This is a genomic window from Mesorhizobium sp. M0848 (assembly GCF_040319805.1).
GTDB lineage: Bacteria > Pseudomonadota > Alphaproteobacteria > Rhizobiales > Rhizobiaceae > Mesorhizobium.
In genome coordinates this window covers 185478-199990 of the sequence record NZ_JAMYOM010000011.1, presented here as the reverse complement: position 1 = coordinate 199990, position 14513 = coordinate 185478, and the positions used below count along the sequence as shown (strand labels likewise).

The 14513-nt window shown below is 62.9% G+C and carries 15 protein-coding genes; 4 read left to right on the top strand and 11 right to left on the bottom strand.

Annotated features, from left to right (window positions below; all coding sequences use genetic code 11):
* Positions 1-70 precede the first annotated feature (70 nt).
* On the bottom strand, positions 71-439 hold the full coding sequence (locus tag NKH95_RS15295) for a four helix bundle protein (RefSeq protein WP_023812280.1): 369 nt from the start codon (positions 437-439) through the stop codon (positions 71-73).
* A gap of 29 nt (positions 440-468) precedes the next feature.
* Positions 469-1638 (bottom strand): isobutyryl-CoA dehydrogenase, encoded by a 1170-nt coding sequence (locus NKH95_RS15290; protein ID WP_023812279.1) that lies wholly within the window; start codon positions 1636-1638, stop codon positions 469-471.
* Between the two features lie 149 nt (positions 1639-1787).
* Here NKH95_RS15290 and NKH95_RS15285 point away from each other — a divergent pair, with 149 nt between their 5' ends.
* Both NKH95_RS15285 and NKH95_RS15280 read left to right on the top strand, forming a co-directional pair.
* Positions 1788-2402 (top strand): dimethylsulfonioproprionate lyase family protein, encoded by a 615-nt coding sequence (locus NKH95_RS15285; RefSeq protein WP_352891918.1) that lies wholly within the window; start codon positions 1788-1790, stop codon positions 2400-2402.
* Positions 2402-3877 carry a cobyric acid synthase gene (locus NKH95_RS15280; protein WP_023812277.1) on the top strand — a complete coding sequence of 492 codons (1476 nt, stop codon included), beginning with the start codon at positions 2402-2404 and terminating at the stop codon, positions 3875-3877. Before NKH95_RS15285 ends, NKH95_RS15280 begins: the two co-directional genes overlap by 1 nt.
* Before the next feature lie 277 nt (positions 3878-4154).
* On the opposite strand, the gene NKH95_RS15275 is transcribed toward NKH95_RS15280, so the two are convergent.
* From NKH95_RS15275 to NKH95_RS15260, 4 genes are all read right to left on the bottom strand, one after another.
* Entirely contained in the window at positions 4155-4574 is a 420-nt protein-coding gene (locus tag NKH95_RS15275) for a VOC family protein (RefSeq protein ID WP_352891917.1), read from the bottom strand.
* Positions 4575-4644: 70 nt separating this feature from the next.
* Positions 4645-5475 (bottom strand): helix-turn-helix domain-containing protein, encoded by an 831-nt coding sequence (locus tag NKH95_RS15270; RefSeq protein ID WP_352891915.1) that lies wholly within the window; start codon positions 5473-5475, stop codon positions 4645-4647.
* A 102-nt stretch (positions 5476-5577) separates the two neighbouring features.
* A complete protein-coding gene (locus NKH95_RS15265; RefSeq protein ID WP_023812274.1) occupies positions 5578-5748 on the bottom strand; it encodes a hypothetical protein in 171 nt (56 codons plus the stop codon).
* 51 nt (positions 5749-5799) lie between these two features.
* A complete protein-coding gene (locus tag NKH95_RS15260) occupies positions 5800-6585 on the bottom strand; it encodes a TSUP family transporter (RefSeq protein WP_352891913.1) in 786 nt (261 codons plus the stop codon).
* Positions 6586-6733: 148 nt separating this feature from the next.
* Between NKH95_RS15260 and NKH95_RS15255 the strand changes: the two genes are divergently transcribed.
* A complete protein-coding gene (locus NKH95_RS15255) occupies positions 6734-7165 on the top strand; it encodes a TerB family tellurite resistance protein (protein WP_352609576.1) in 432 nt (143 codons plus the stop codon).
* Between the two features lie 21 nt (positions 7166-7186).
* Here NKH95_RS15255 and NKH95_RS15250 read toward each other — a convergent pair whose 3' ends face one another.
* The 5 genes from NKH95_RS15250 to NKH95_RS15230 form a co-directional block, all read right to left on the bottom strand.
* Positions 7187-8809 carry an ABC transporter ATP-binding protein gene (locus tag NKH95_RS15250; protein WP_352891911.1) on the bottom strand — a complete coding sequence of 541 codons (1623 nt, stop codon included), beginning with the start codon at positions 8807-8809 and terminating at the stop codon, positions 7187-7189.
* Complete coding sequence (locus tag NKH95_RS15245) at positions 8806-9675, bottom strand: ABC transporter permease (RefSeq protein ID WP_023812270.1); 870 nt, start codon at positions 9673-9675, stop codon at positions 8806-8808. Before NKH95_RS15245 ends, NKH95_RS15250 begins: the two co-directional genes overlap by 4 nt.
* Positions 9672-10619, bottom strand: a complete 948-nt coding sequence (locus tag NKH95_RS15240; RefSeq protein ID WP_023812269.1) for an ABC transporter permease — start codon at positions 10617-10619, stop codon at positions 9672-9674. Before NKH95_RS15240 ends, NKH95_RS15245 begins: the two co-directional genes overlap by 4 nt.
* Before the next feature lie 265 nt (positions 10620-10884).
* A complete protein-coding gene (locus NKH95_RS15235) occupies positions 10885-12363 on the bottom strand; it encodes an ABC transporter substrate-binding protein (RefSeq protein WP_023812268.1) in 1479 nt (492 codons plus the stop codon).
* A gap of 162 nt (positions 12364-12525) precedes the next feature.
* Entirely contained in the window at positions 12526-13806 is a 1281-nt protein-coding gene (locus tag NKH95_RS15230; RefSeq protein ID WP_023812267.1) for an acetylornithine deacetylase/succinyl-diaminopimelate desuccinylase family protein, read from the bottom strand.
* A gap of 222 nt (positions 13807-14028) precedes the next feature.
* Between NKH95_RS15230 and NKH95_RS15225 the strand changes: the two genes are divergently transcribed.
* Positions 14029-14457, top strand: a complete 429-nt coding sequence (locus NKH95_RS15225; protein WP_023812266.1) for a L,D-transpeptidase — start codon at positions 14029-14031, stop codon at positions 14455-14457.
* The last annotated feature ends 56 nt before the right edge of the window (positions 14458-14513 follow it).

Here is a 14513-nt window from a genome sequence, read left to right as displayed (position 1 = left end):
GGCAGTAGGCAGTAGGCAGTAGGCAGTAGGCAGTAGGCAGTAGGCAGTAGGCAGTAGGCAGTAGGCATGTCTATTCAGGTGTAAGTCTGACAATGAGTTGGCGAAGCATTTTGCCGATGCCCTCGGTCGATATCAGCAAGTGATCAGCTTGATCATGCGTGGCAAGGCCAATGCGTTCGGCGATCTGGAGGTGTGTCTCGAACTCCTTCAGCGAGCCTTGGGCGATCCGGAGAAATTGCTGATAAGAGCCTCTGTTGTCTCGACCATAACCTTCGGCGATGTTTGCAGGGATAGAGGTCGCTGAACGGCGGATTTGGCTGGTCAACCCGTACAATTCTTCCTTGGGCCATGCCTTGGTCAAAGAATAGGTGGCGACAGCCAGATCCATCGCCTGCTGCCACACGATAAGATCCTTGTACGAACTGATCTTGCCGGTCATCTCACTGCCTACTGCCTACTGCCTACTGCCTACTGCCTACCAATCAGCGCCCGCGCGATGATGACGCGCATGATCTCGTTCGTGCCTTCCAGGATCTGGTGTACCCGCAGGTCCCGCACCAGCTTCTCGATGCCGTAGTCATGCAGGTAGCCATAGCCGCCGAGCAGCTGCAGTGCGTCGTTGGCGACGTTGAAGCCGGTATCGGTGACGAAGCGCTTGGCCATCGCCGACCATTTGCCGGCATCCGGCGCCTTGCTGTCGAGCTTCGAGGCGGCGGCATAAAGGAAAATACGCGCCGCCTGCAGCTCGGTCTCCATGTCGGCCAGTCTGAACTGCAGCGCCTGGAACTGGTTGATCTTCGAGCCGAAGGCCTTGCGCTCGGCGGTGTAGGAAAGCGCCTTGTCGAGCGCCGACTGCGCGCCGCCCAGCGAACAGGCTGATATGTTCAGCCGGCCGCCGTCGAGCCCGGCCATGGCGATGCCGAAGCCCGCGCCTTCGCCGGACAAAAGGTTTTCCGCCGGCACCTTGCAATCCTCGAAAATCACCTGGCGGGTCGACTGCATGTGCCAGCCCATCTTGTGCTCGTTGGCGCCGAAGGAGAGGCCTGGCGCGTCTTTCGGCACGATGATGGTGGAAATGCCTTTCGGCCCCTCGGCACCGGTGCGCACCATGACGGCGTAGACATCGCTGTCGCCAGCGCCGGAGATGAACTGCTTGGTGCCGTTGAGGACATAGTCGTCGCCGCTCCTGACCGCACGGGTCTTGAGCGCCGCGGCATCGGAGCCGGAGCCGGGCTCGGTCAGGCAGTAGCTCGCCAGCCATTCCATCGACGTGAGCTTGGGCAGGAAGCGCTGGCGCTGCTCGTCATTGCCGAAACGGTCGATCATCGAGGCCACCATGTTGTGGATCGAGATGAAGGACGAGAAGGCCGGATCGGCGTGCGCAAGCGCCTCGAAGATCAGTACGGCATCGAGCCGGCCGAGCGCGGAACCACCGACGTCATCGCTGATATAGATGCCGCCAAGGCCGAGCGGCCCGGTCTCGCGGATCACGTCGGCCGGGAAATGCTTGTTGCGGTCCCAGTCTAACGCATTCGGCGCGACACGGTCTGCGGCGAAGGCCTGCGCCATCTCCTGGATGGCGCCCTGCTCCTCGTTAAGTTCGAACTGGCTGGTGCTCGCATCGACCGCGGCGTCCATGGCGTGCTCCCTAATCTTCGACCTGTTGGCCTGTCGTTTTTGGCTTTGCGCGCGCACCAATCTAGACCAATGATGCCGCCGCGCAACCCGAGCCTATCAACCGGCCCTTTGGGGAGCGGCTGTGCATCAATGCATGTCCGGAGCACAATGTGACGACAAAATTCGATGAACTGCTGGGCCGGTTCCACGCATACCTTGCGTCCGTGGATCACGCCTTGGTGCGCGAAGCCGTGGCGCGCATTGGCTGGGGCATGCCGGCCCGCACGCTGGAGCCACATCCGCTTGCCTGCCTGCGCCATCTTGATCGCGCCGCCGAACTGGCGCCGTCGGATGCCAAGCCGCTGGTGCAACTGCTTGCCGAGCGTCGGAATGATTTCCGCTGGGGGCAGACCTACAGCGAGGCGGATTTCGGAAAAGAGTTCATCGACAATTACGGCTGGCTGGAAGTGTTCGGCAACCGAGGCCACTTCGCCAATGACGCGGTCGCCGCCGGCGTGCTGATCCTTGGGCCTGATATCGTCTATCCCGACCACCATCACATTGCCGAGGAAATCTACATTCCGCTGACCGGCGGTACCGAATGGCGCACGGGCGAGAGCGGCTTTTGCATGCGCACGGCCGGCGAGGTCGTCCACCACGCGTCCAACGTCAATCACGCCATGCGCACCGGCAAGGACCCATTGCTGGCGCTCTACATCTGGCGCGGCGGGCCGCTGGCGCAGAAATCCGATATTACCGGAACCGTGGCGCAGGGCAGGGGCTGATGGCCAAAGCGATCATGCTGCAAGGCACGGGTTCGGATGTCGGCAAGACGGTGCTGGTCGCCGGCCTCTGCCGGGCGGCAAAAAAGCGTGGGCTGAAGGTGCGGCCATTCAAGCCGCAGAACATGTCGAACAACGCCGCCGTCGCCGACATTCCGGGCGACAACAATCATGGCGGCGGCGAGATCGGCCGCGCGCAATGGCTGCAGGCGATCGCTTGCGGTGTTGCGCCATCGGTTCACATGAACCCGGTGCTGCTCAAGCCGCAGACCGATGTCGGCGCGCAGGTCATCGTGCAGGGCAAAATGTTCGGCGAAGCGCGGGCGCGCGACTACCAGGCGATGAAGGGCCGGCTGATGGATGCCGTGCTGGACTCCTGGGGCAAGGTCGGCGAGGGCGCCGATCTGGTCATCGTAGAGGGCGCCGGTTCGCCGGCCGAGATCAACCTGCGCAGCCGCGACATCGCCAATATGGGCTTTGCCACGCGCGCCGACGTGCCCGTGGTGCTGGTCGGCGACATCGATCGCGGCGGCGTCATCGCTTCGGTCGTCGGCACGCATCTGATCCTGCCGGAAGAGGACCGGCGCATGATCGTCGGCTACCTCATCAACAAGTTTCGCGGCGACGTTTCGCTGTTCGACGACGGTCTGAAGTCGATCGAGACATTCACGGGATGGCGCTGTTTCGGTGTCGTGCCGTGGCTGAAGGCGGCGGCACGCCTGCCTTCGGAAGATTCGGTGGTGCTGGAACGGCTGGCATCCGGCGAAGCGCGCGCGCTGAAGGTGGCGGTGCCGATGCTTGGCCGCATCGCCAATTTCGACGATCTCGACCCGCTCAAGGCCGAACCGCAGGTCGAGGTGGTGTTCGTGCCGCCGGGAAGGCCGCTGCCGGCCGATGCCGGACTGGTGGTCATTCCGGGCTCCAAGTCGACCATCGGCGATCTCCTGAAATTCCGCGAGAACGGCTGGGATCGCGACTTGCTGGCCCATCGCAAGCGCGGCGGCCATGTCGTCGGCATTTGCGGTGGTTTCCAGATGCTCGGCCGTGCTGTCCGCGATCCCGACGGCGTCGAGGGCAGCGTCACCGAAGCCGAAGGGCTAGGCCTGCTCGACGTCGAAACGGTGATGGAACCGGAAAAGACGGTGCGCAATATCAGCGCCCGTTCGGTGCAATTCGACCTGCCGCTCGAAGGCTACGAAATCCATCTCGGCCGCACCACCGGACCGGATACGCTGCGGCCGTCGGCAATCATCAATGGCATCGAGGATGGGGCGGTGTCGGCCGACGGCAAGGTGTTGGGTACTTATATGCATGGCCTGTTTGGCGCCGATGGCTTTCGCGCTGCCTACCTTGCGAGCCTTGGCGTCAGCGGCGGCGGCGTCGATTATCGCGCCGAGGTCGAGAAAGCGCTGGACGAGATCGCGGCCGAGCTGGAGACTAATCTCGACTGTGACGCGATTTTTGGGTTGGCTCGATAGAGCCCGTTTGGCGAACCACCTTGGCAACTAGCGATAAACGCCCATCACGTCGTCATCCACGGGCGGAGCAAGGAGCGTAGCGACGCGCCGCAGACCCGAGGATCCAATGCCGCGACTTCGAAGCGTTGCTTCGGTGCAGAATTCTGCTCCGTTGCACTCTTTGGTCGAGGTCACGGCATGGATACCAGGGTCTCCGCGACGGAGCTTCGCTCCTGCTTCGCCCTGGTATGACGAAGTTTGGACGCTTTCGCCAACTTCAAGCGCTGGCGATGGTCGTTCAGGCCCTTTCGCTTGCCTTCGGCCAGTAGGTGCCGAAGGACCAGACATTGCCTTCCGGGTCGCGGCAGATGAATTCGCGGCTGCCATAGTCGCGGTTGGTCAATTCCTGGATGATGGTGGCGCCGGCCTTCTTGGCCTTGGCATAGGCGGCATCGGCATCATCGACTGCAATGTAGATCGACTTGCCGCCGCCTGAGCCGGGCTCGCCGACCATCTTGCCGTAGTCGTCGTCGCGCACCGTGCCCAGCATGATCATCGAGGAGCCGAAGACCAATTCGGCATGGTGTACGACATCGCCTTCGCCATAGCGGGCACGAACGCTGAAGCCGAAGGCTTCGCCCAGCCAGTCGATCATTTTTGCAGCGTTCTTGTAGCGCAAAGCGGGGTAAAGCCGCGGCGCTTCAGCGGTGGTGGGCATGGGAACTCCTTCAGTTGGGTTGGTCGATGCCCACTGTCGTCGAAGGCCGTCCCAAGGTCTTGAAGAAATGTTACCTGATTGAAAGCGCGGTTGGCGTCTCGCCGGCGAGGTCGCGAAACTCGCGCACCAGATGCGCCTGGTCGGCATAGCCGCAATCGGCGGCTATGCCAGCCCAGTCGGCTGCCGGCTGTCTCGACAGGCCGAGCGCCCGGTTGAAGCGGACGATGCGCGACAGCGTCTTGGGGCCGATGCCGATGGCGTTGGAAAAACTGCCGGCGAGATGTTTGCGGCTCCAGCCCAGCCTTTCGGCGATCGATCCAATGCGGGTCCGGCCGCCGGATGTGATGATGCGGTCATAGGCCCAGGCTATTTCGAGCGGCGTCTCTGCGGCATTCTCGAGACGGGCGGTGACGAAGGCTTCGGCCATATCGAAACGCGTCGTCCAGTCCGGCGTGTTGCCAAGCTTTTCACGCAGCGCCAAGCCTTGCGCGCCAAGCACGTCGTCGAGGACGACCATGCTGTCAGCCAGCTCGCTCATCGGCAGGCGGAAGAAACGGCGTGCGCCAAGCGGCGTGAAGTTGACCTGGACGCAGCAGGCACCGCCGAAGGATTCGATCACCACCGGTCCGGCAAAGAGGCCGGCGGCGAAACTGGCGAAGCGGTCATTGTCGCCGGGCGCCTTGCCGAGGCCGATGGCGAAGGGTTCGGCGAAGCTGATGACCAGCGGTACGGTGAGCGACGCGTATTCGACGTTGCGCAGATGGCCGGGCGCTGTTTCGCGATAGCCGCAAATGTCCGACACCATGCCCTGAAGTCGAGGATCGGGCAGGCGCCGGCGCATCTCGAACCGCCCGGCGACAGATCGGTCCTGCTCTTGCCGGGGTTGCATCTCGACTGGCATCGGCCATCCTTCCGTAGAAAGAAATCTAGCAGACCCTTGGCCGGAATCAAAAGCGCCCGGCTTTTTGCCGGGCGCTCCTCGTCCCCACTTCAAGAGAACGTGTCAGGCGCCGCGCATCAAGCAGCCGCCGGCAAGCACGATGAAAGCAATAAGCACGATCCACACCGATGCGAGTGGAATGAACGCAAGAACGCCAAGCGCGGCGAGAACGCCGATGATGGCGATAACAACGGAGATGATAAAAACGATCTGGGTAGGTGCGCTAAGATTCATGTCTGCCTCTCCAACATGATTCGAACAGCGGCATTCTATCAGGGCGCGTGATCACACACCAATCAAGGCGCGCAGCGGGTTCGCAGGGTCGGCCAGCAGCTTCACCGCCAGCGCCAGGCACACGATTACCAGCAGCGGCTTGATCAGTTTTGCGCCGATGCGTATGGCCAGGCTGGCGCCGACGCGGGCGCCGAGGAACTGGGCAACGCCCATCATCAGGCCGATCTTCCAGTAGACGACGCCGAAGGCCGCGAAGACGATGAAGCCGCCGATGTTGGAGGCGAAGTTGAGCAGCTTGGTATGCGCCGTCGCCTTGAGCACGCCATAGCCGGCAAGCGCCACGAACGCCAGCATGTAGAAGGAGCCTGCGCCCGGTCCAAACAGGCCATCGTAGAAGCCGATGGCGGGCACAAGGATCAGTCCGAACAGGAAGGGCGACAGCCGCTCGGCGCGGTCGATGTCGTTCATGTTGGGCTTAAACGCGAAGTAGAGCGCGATGGCGATCAGCACAATAGGCAGGGCAGCCCGCAGAATGTCACCCGGCACGATCGTTGCCAGCAAGGCGCCGATGGCGCTTCCGACAAGGGCCAGAAGCGCCGACGGCAATTGCCGGCGGAGGTCGACATGACCCTTCGATGCGTAGTGGATGGTCGCCGAGCCCGAACCGAACATGCCCTGGAGTTTGTTGGTGGCGAGCGCCTGGACCGGCGTGAAGCCGGCAAGCAGCAGCACCGGCACCGTGATCAGCCCGCCACCGCCGGCGATCGAATCAACAAAGCCCGCGGCAAAGGCGGCGAAGGCGAGCAGGGCGACGGTCTGGATGCTAAGGTCGATCATCTGATGTATGGGGGTGTCCGGCCGGCTGAAATATCGGGCGTTCGACCACGGCCGCCCTGTTTGCGCAAGGTCCATTCCGCGCTACCTCTATCCAAGCGCATCGCGCTTGGATTTGTATTTGTGTGGTTAACCCGGAAAGAGGCTCCTGATGGCATTCGCATTGCTGGACCAGATACGTCAAATATTCGACGGCGACCCGGGTGTGCGCAAGGTGGCGGACGATCCGGTCCTGTCGGCGGAACTGCTGATGTTGTTTCGCATGATCCTGGCCGACGGGTCTGTCAGCGAGAGCGAGATGGTTGCCTTCCGGCGCATCTGCAAGGACGCCTTCGGCATTGCGGAAAGCAGTATCGACAGCGTCATCGAATATCTCAACGAGTTCGGCTACGAGACCAATGGTTCGCAGGCGATCGCACTGTTCCGCGACCTCGATGTCGAGCGGCGCCGGCAATTGGCCAAACATATGGCGGAGATCGCCAAGGCGGATTCGCAACTGGCCGAGAGCGAGATACGCCTGCTGCGCCGCACGCTCGACCTGCTCGATATCAGCCCGGTCGATGTGGTGAAGCCGCAGGAGTGATTGGGCCGCCTTCTCTCCTGATCAGCCTTGCTCTCGCAGCCGCTTCGCGATTGCCCGGTGCAAGTCAGGGGCGGCGGTGACAAGCGCCTTGGCAGCCTCGGATTGCGGGTCGTCGAGCACCTCGCTCGTCTTGCCGCGCTCGACGATCTTGCCGTCATGCATGACCAGCACCTCGTCCGTGATGGCGCGGGCGACGGTCAGGTCGTGGGTGATGAAGAGGTAGGCGATGCCGAGCTTCTGGTTGAGCTCGGCGAACAAATCGAGGATCTGGGCGCGGATCGAGACGTCGAGCGCCGAGACCGGCTCGTCGGCGACGACCAGCTTGGGGCGGGTGATGATGGCGCGGGCGATCGACAGGCGCTGGCGCTGGCCGCCGGAAAATTCGTGCGGGTATTTGTCCATGTCGCTGATGCCGAGACCGACTTCGTGCAGCGCATGCGCCACCATCTCGCGGCGTTCGGCGCGCGTCGGCTTTTTCTCCAGCACATGCAGGGGTTCGGCGACCAGTTTTTCGACCTTCTGGCGCGGGTCGAAGGAGCCGTAGGGATCCTGGAAGACGACCTGCATGTCACGGCGGGCCGGCTTCAGCTCGGCTTCGCTCTTGCCGGTGACGGTCTCGCCTCGGAACCGGATCGTGCCCGAGCTTGGCTGGTCCAGCGCCAGGATCATGCGGGCGAGCGTTGACTTGCCGCAACCGGAGCGGCCGACCAGCGCCACTGACTGACCCGGCGCCATCGACAGGGACACGTCGTCGACGGCTCGGATACCAGGCGCACGCTTGAACAGCGAAGTGCGCCGGCCGGGATAGTCGCGCGTCACGCCCTCGACCAGAAGCAGGGGATGGCCCGCCTCGATGCCATGCGGCCTGGCGCGCGCCGGCACATGCATCGAGGCCTGCGCCAGCTGGCGCGTATAGGGATGGAGCTGTTCGGACAGCGTGCGCGCCGTGTCGCCGGCTTCCATCACCTCGCCGCCGCGCAGGATGGTGATGCGGTCGGCCATCTCGGTGACCACGGCGAGGTCATGCGAGATCAGGAGCAGGCCCATGCGGCTTTCGGCGACGAGGTCGCGCAAGAGGTCGAGGATCTGCGCCTGCAGCACCACGTCGAGCGCCGTCGTCGGTTCGTCGGCGATCAGCAGCTTCGGCTTCAGCGCGCAGGCGATGGCGATGACGACGCGCTGGCGCTGGCCGCCGGACAGTTCGTGCGGAAAGCGCGCCATCGGGAATTTCGCCTCGGGCAAGCCGACGCGGTCGAGCATCTTTCGCGCCCGGTCTTCGGCTTCGGCGCGGTTGGCCTTGGTGTGCCAGCGGATGCCTTCGGCGACTTGTTCGCCGATGGTCTTGACCGGGTTAAGCGCGGTCATCGGCTCCTGAAACACCATGCCGATGTCGTCGCCGCGCAGCGCACACATCTGGTCCTCGGTTGCTGCCAGGATGTCGATACCGTCGAATGTGACGCGTCCGGTGGCGCGCGCGGCATGGGGCAGAAGCTGCATCACCGTCAGCGCGGTCATCGATTTGCCCGAACCGGATTCGCCGACCAGCCCCATTACCTCACCGGGCGCGACGGAAAGCTCCATACCCCTGAGGATCTGCGTGTCGCCGATAGTCAGCGACAGGTTCTCAATGTCGAGCAGGCTCATCGCTGCCGCCGCGATTTCGGATCGAGGATGTCGGCAATGCCGTCGCCCAGCAGGTTCAGTCCCAGCACGGCGACGACGATCGCCATGCCCGGAAAGATCGCCATCCATGGCGCCACCACCATGCGGGTCTGCGCGTCGAACAGCATGCGGCCCCAGCTCGGCATCGGCGGCTGGGCACCCAGGCCCAGATAGGAAAGCCCGGCCTCGGCCAGGATGCCCAGCGCGAACTGGATGGTGCCCTGCACCAGGAGCAGCGTGGCGATGTTGGGCAGCACATGTTCGATTGTGATCTGCGTGCTGCTCTTGCCGGCGGCGCGCGCGGCCAGAATGAACTCGCGCGGCCAGATCGCCAGCGCGCCGGCGCGGGCGACACGGGCAAAGACCGGAATGTTGAAGATGCCGATGGCGATGATGGCGTTGATCGCGCCCGGCCCGAAGATGGCGGTGATCATGATCGCCGACAGCAAAGCCGGGAAGGCGAAGACGAGATCGTTCAGCCGCATCAGTGCCTCGTCGACGAGGCCGCCGCGTGCCGCGGCAAAGGCGCCGAGCGGCACGCCGACCCCCATGCCGATGCCAACCGCGACCAGCGCCACGGCAATCGAATTGCGGGCGCCGACCATGACCATCGACAGGATGTCGCGGCCGAAATGATCGGTGCCGAACCAGTGCGTCAGAGAGGGGGCTTGCGTCTTGTCCGATATCACCAGTTTGGTGACGTCGTAGGGCGTCCACGCATAGGAGACGATTGCCATTGCCAGGATCAGCAGGGTGATGACGAAACCGGCCACGAAGGCGGTGTTCCTGAATGCCTTGGCCAGGATGCTGCCGAACGTCTCCTCTGGGATGTCGATGTGCAGTGTCATTGCCGGCTTCTCAGGCGCGGATCGACAACCGCATAGGAAAGATCGACGAGAAGGTTGACGGCGATGACGGCGGCGACCAGCAGCATGACGACGCTTTCGACGACGATCAGATCGCGCTGGGTGATCGCCTGGAATACCAGCCGGCCGAGGCCGGGCAGATAGAAAACATTCTCGATGATGATGGTGCCGGCAAGCAGGAAGGCGAATTGCAGGCCCAGAATGGTCAGGACCGGGATCATGGCGTTGCGCAGTGCATGCCGCCACAAGACTGCGCGATAGGGCAGGCCCTTGGCGCGGGCGGTGCGGATGTAGTCTTCGCTCAGCACCTCGATCAGCGCCGAGCGGGTGACGCGCGCCAGGATCGCGGCTTGCGGCAAGGCAAGTGCGACCGCCGGCAGCAGCAGCGATTTCAGGGCTGGCCAGACGCCGGCACTCCAGCCGGGAAACCCACCGGCCGGGACCAGCCGCAGCCAGACGGCGAACACATAGATCAGCATCAGCGCGAACCAGAAATTGGGCACGGCGACGCCAAGCTGTGCGGCACCCATCGAAATCGTATCACCGGCGCGTCCACGCCGGCTGGCGGAAAACAGGCCAACGGGAATCGCGATGATGGTGGAGAGCGCAAGTGCAATCAGCGCCAGCGGCAGCGAGACGGCAAGCCGCTCGCTCACCAGGTCGATGACCGGCACCGAATAGGTGTAGGAACGGCCGAAATCGAGGCTGAGCAGGCCGCCGGCCCAGTGCAGATAGCGCAAGGCCAGTGGCGCGTTGAGGCCCATCTGGTTGCGGAGAAGTTCGATCTGGTCGGCGCTTGCGTTCATGCCCAGCATCAGCCGTGCCGGATCGCCGGGCAGGATCTCCAGCACGGCGAACACCACCATGGAAGCCAGCAGCAGCGTGGCGATGGCGACGGCGATGCGTTTTAGGAGATAGGCGGTCATGGAAGCGGAGGCACTGTTATTTTGTCCACCGGGCAAAGGTTGCGTTCCCGCACACCCCCCTCTGTCCTGCCGGACATCTCCCCCGCAAGGGGGGAGATTGTGCTCTCATCGAGGCTTTCGCCAATCGTTGACGGTGCGCAGACCAAGAAGGTTGCAAAGGGTGCACCATCGGCCAAACTGCCGATCTCCCCCCTTGCGGGGGAGATGCCCGGCAGGGCAGAGGGGGGTGTGACGGAGCGCAAGTTCCGCCAAGCAGCCTGAGTCTTCAATCCGACCACTTCACCTTGGTCAAATCATTGGCCTGGATCGGCGCGTTTTCCCACAGCCCTTGCAGCTTGGCGTCCCAGACTCCGACCTTCGGCAATTCGTAGAGGAAGCCGACCACGGCGTCGTCGGCCAGGATCTTCTGCGCTTGCCCCAGCAATTCCTTGCGCTTGGCTTCGTCGGAGGTGACACCGAGGTCGGCAATCACCTTGTCGAAGGCCGGGTTGTCGTAGTTGAAATAATAGTCCTTGCGCGAATAGATATCGATGTCGTTGGGCTCGGTGTGGGAGACGATGGTCAGGTCGTAATCCTTCTTGGTGAACACCTGATCCAGCCACTGTGCCCATTCGACCGGGATGATTTCCAGATCGATGCCGACGTCGCGAAGTTGTGAGGCGATGATCTCGCCGCCGAGCCGCGCATAGGCGGGCGGCGGCAGTTTCAGCGTCGCCTTGAAGCCGTTCTCGAGGCCTGCCTCCTTCAGCAGTTCCTTGGCCTTGGCGACATCATGCGGGTAGCGGCCGGTGAGGTCGACATAGTCCTTGTTGGCCGGCGACATATGCGAGCCGATCGGCTGCCCGAGGCCGGCCGAGGCGCCGTCGATGATCGCCTTGCGGTCGAGCGCGTAGGAGATCGCCTGTCTTACCTGCAGCTTGTCGAAAGGCGGCTTCTTGTTGTTGATCGACAGGATGGTCTCACCCTCGGTCGCGCCGATCACAACCTTGAAGCGCGGGTCGTCCTTGACCTGGGCGACGCTGTCGGCATCGAAGAACGGGAAAGCCTGGATGTCGCCCGAGAGCAGCGCCGGCACATAGGCGGCTGCATCCGGCACGATGCGGAACTCGGCCTTGTCGAGGGACGCCGGCGTACCCCAGTAGTTATCCGATTTGACCAAGGTGATCGACGATCCCTTGGCCCAGCTCTGGAACTTGAACGGGCCGGTGCCGATCGGTTTCTCCTTGTTGGTATCGGCAGATTCCGGCGCCACGATTACCGCGTCGCCCCAGCCCATATTGTAGAGGAACGAGCCCTGCGGGTTTTTCAGCGTGACCTTGACGGTTGCCGGGTCGACCACGTCGACTTTGTCGATGGCGGCGAACAGGCCCTTTTGTGCGTTGACGGAATTTTCGGCGCGGGCTCGATCGAGCGAGAATTTCACGTCGCTGGCGTCGAAGTCGGTGCCGTCATGGAATTTCACGCCGGTGTGCAGCTTGAAGGTGTAGACCTTTCCATCATCGGAAATGGTCCAGCTTTCGGCCAGATCCGGCAGCACCTCGCCATTCGGCCCGATGCGCGTCAGGCCTTCGAACACATTGGCGTAGAGAACCTCGTCGATCGCCGCGGCCGCCCCGGCGGTCGGATCGAGATGCGGGGGTTCGAGCGCGATGCCGATGACCAGGTCGGTTCGCGCGGCAAACGCAGAGGTGCCGGCGGCCAGCGACAGCACCGCGGCCGCCAGAATGGTTTTCCACAGTTTCATCGTGCAACTCCCCATGCGTTCAGACACGTGCTCGAACCCGGGCGATAGAAGCGTGATTTCGCCACGGAGTAAATTGCGTTTCGTTCTGCCCATTGGCGTGGCCGGGAATCTTTTTGTCCTGGCGACCGCATCGGCAGGTCGAAGCTTGTCGCGGTGCGCACCTTATTCCGTGGCTGTGCCGCGCAGCAGCACGTTGAGCCCTATTGCCATCACCTTGGCCGATTCTACCATGTCCGATATGCCGACCCATTCGTCCGGCCGATGGGCGAGGTCGAGAATGCCCGGCCCATAGGCAATGCAATCATAGATATGGCCGATGCGGGCTATGTGCTTCTGGTCGTAGGTGCCGGGCGAAATGACGTAGTCGGGTTCGCGGTCGAAGATCGCCATTATGCCTTGCGCAACCGCCTTGACCACCGGGGCGTCGCGCTCGGTCATCAGCGGCAGCACTTCCATCAGGTCGCGGATTTCGTAGTCGAATTTTGTCCGCTCGCGCTTTAGCCGGTCGAGAATACCGGTCACTTCGCCTTTGACGGTGTCGAGATCTTCCTCCAGCAGGAAACGGCGGTCGATGGTCAGCCGGCAGGAGTCGGGCACGTTGGGCGACGGCAGGCCGGGCCGGAAGTCCTCGGTCTGGCCGCCATGGATCGAATTGATGTTCATGGTCGAGCGTTTTGCCCCTTCGGGCACGACCGGCATGCGCGTCATCTTGCGGTCGAGTGCGGGGAACAGCTCGTCCTCGAAAGCCCTCAGCACGGCGCCCATGTGACGTACGGCATTGTCGCCGAGAAACGGCATCGAGCCGTGCGCGATCTCGCCCTTGGTCTCGATCTCCGCCCACCAGACACCGCGATGACCGAGACAGATGCGGTCCTTGTTCAGCGGCTCGGGAATGATGACATGGTCGACCCTGGGCTTCGAGAAATAGCCGAGCCTGGCCAAATGGGCGACGCCGCCGAAACCACCGGACTCCTCGTCGACCGTGCCGGATATTTCGATGGCGCCGGGAAAATCGGGGAAGACTTCCAGGAAGGCTTCGGCTGCGACGATCGAGGCGGCAAGACCGCCCTTCATGTCGCAGGCGCCGCGGCCGTAGACCTTGCCGTCTTTGACGATGCCGGCAAAAGGATCGACGGTCCAGCCGTCGCCAGCTTCGACCACGTCGATGTGTGAGTTGAAGTGGACGCAGGCGCCTGACGATCTTCCGTCGAAACGGGCAACGACATTGACGCGCGGGTAGCGGTCGGTGTCGCCGGGCGTGCCTTCTGCGCGGATGAATTCGGTCTCGAAACCGCTCTTCTTCAGCCGCGCGCCGAGATATTCGGCGCATGGCCGATAGGCCTCGCCGGGTGGATTGATGGTCGGAAAACGGATCAGCTCAGTGGTCAGCGCGACGACATCGTCGCGCCTGTCATCGATTGCCCGGAGGAGTCGCTCGTTCATACCCAGAGTTGAGCAGCGATCTCAGCGGTTTTGCAAGCCCGTTGGTGATCGAGCCTGGGCGGCGTGTCGTTGCGGCAACTATTGCGGGAAATCGTTCAAATTCGCTGCTTTGGATTGGCGAATTGGTCAAGGTGTGTGTGTTAGCCCGTTCATCTGCCATTAAAAAGATGAAAGACAATTTGAGGGCAGACAGGTTAGGGGCAATCAAAGGGGTTTGATCGCATGAAAAAGACAGTTCTCATGGCAGCCGTGTTTGTTGCGATGCTGTTCGGTGCTTCGGGGCAGGGCTGGGCAGCCAGCCTCGTTGCAAATATTGACGTGTCGTCGCAGACGATGACCGTCAGATATGGTGCGTCGGTTTACCGGTGGAGCGTCTCCACCGCGCGCAAAGGCTACATTACCCCGCGCGGCAGCTATCGGCCGCAACGGACGGCGCGGATGTGGTATTCGCGCAAATACGACATGTCGCCGATGCCTCATTCCGTGTTCTTCCGCGGCGGCTATGCCATTCACGGCACCGGCGCGGTGAGGCAGCTCGGGCGCCCGGCATCGCATGGCTGTGTGCGCTTGCACCCGACCAACGCCGCCGCCTTCTATGCGATGGTTCGGCAAGCCGGCTTCGGCAATACGCGGATTGTCGTGACGAACTGAAGAGATTCAGGTTCGCTGTTGTCGGCTGGCGCAGGGCTAACACCCTCGCCAGCAGT

Excerpts from the sequence above, each read along its gene's own strand:
- NKH95_RS15290 (WP_023812279.1), bottom strand. The coding sequence starts at position 1,638 with ATGGACGCCGCGGTCGATGCGAGCACCAGCCAGTTCGAACTTAACGAG.
- NKH95_RS15270 (WP_352891915.1), bottom strand. The coding sequence starts at position 5,475 with ATGCCAGTCGAGATGCAACCCCGGCAAGAGCAGGACCGATCTGTCGCC.
- NKH95_RS15230 (WP_023812267.1), bottom strand. The coding sequence starts at position 13,806 with ATGAACGAGCGACTCCTCCGGGCAATCGATGACAGGCGCGACGATGTC.
- NKH95_RS15275 (WP_352891917.1), bottom strand. The coding sequence starts at position 4,574 with ATGCCCACCACCGCTGAAGCGCCGCGGCTTTACCCCGCTTTGCGCTAC.
- NKH95_RS15260 (WP_352891913.1), bottom strand. The coding sequence starts at position 6,585 with ATGATCGACCTTAGCATCCAGACCGTCGCCCTGCTCGCCTTCGCCGCC.
- NKH95_RS15295 (WP_023812280.1), bottom strand. The coding sequence starts at position 439 with ATGACCGGCAAGATCAGTTCGTACAAGGATCTTATCGTGTGGCAGCAG.
- NKH95_RS15245 (WP_023812270.1), bottom strand. The coding sequence starts at position 9,675 with ATGACACTGCACATCGACATCCCAGAGGAGACGTTCGGCAGCATCCTG.
- NKH95_RS15225 (WP_023812266.1), top strand. The coding sequence starts at position 14,029 with ATGAAAAAGACAGTTCTCATGGCAGCCGTGTTTGTTGCGATGCTGTTC.
- NKH95_RS15265 (WP_023812274.1), bottom strand. The coding sequence starts at position 5,748 with ATGAATCTTAGCGCACCTACCCAGATCGTTTTTATCATCTCCGTTGTT.
- NKH95_RS15235 (WP_023812268.1), bottom strand. The coding sequence starts at position 12,363 with ATGAAACTGTGGAAAACCATTCTGGCGGCCGCGGTGCTGTCGCTGGCC.
- NKH95_RS15255 (WP_352609576.1), top strand. The coding sequence starts at position 6,734 with ATGGCATTCGCATTGCTGGACCAGATACGTCAAATATTCGACGGCGAC.
- NKH95_RS15280 (WP_023812277.1), top strand. The coding sequence starts at position 2,402 with ATGGCCAAAGCGATCATGCTGCAAGGCACGGGTTCGGATGTCGGCAAG.
- NKH95_RS15240 (WP_023812269.1), bottom strand. The coding sequence starts at position 10,619 with ATGACCGCCTATCTCCTAAAACGCATCGCCGTCGCCATCGCCACGCTG.
- NKH95_RS15250 (WP_352891911.1), bottom strand. The coding sequence starts at position 8,809 with ATGAGCCTGCTCGACATTGAGAACCTGTCGCTGACTATCGGCGACACG.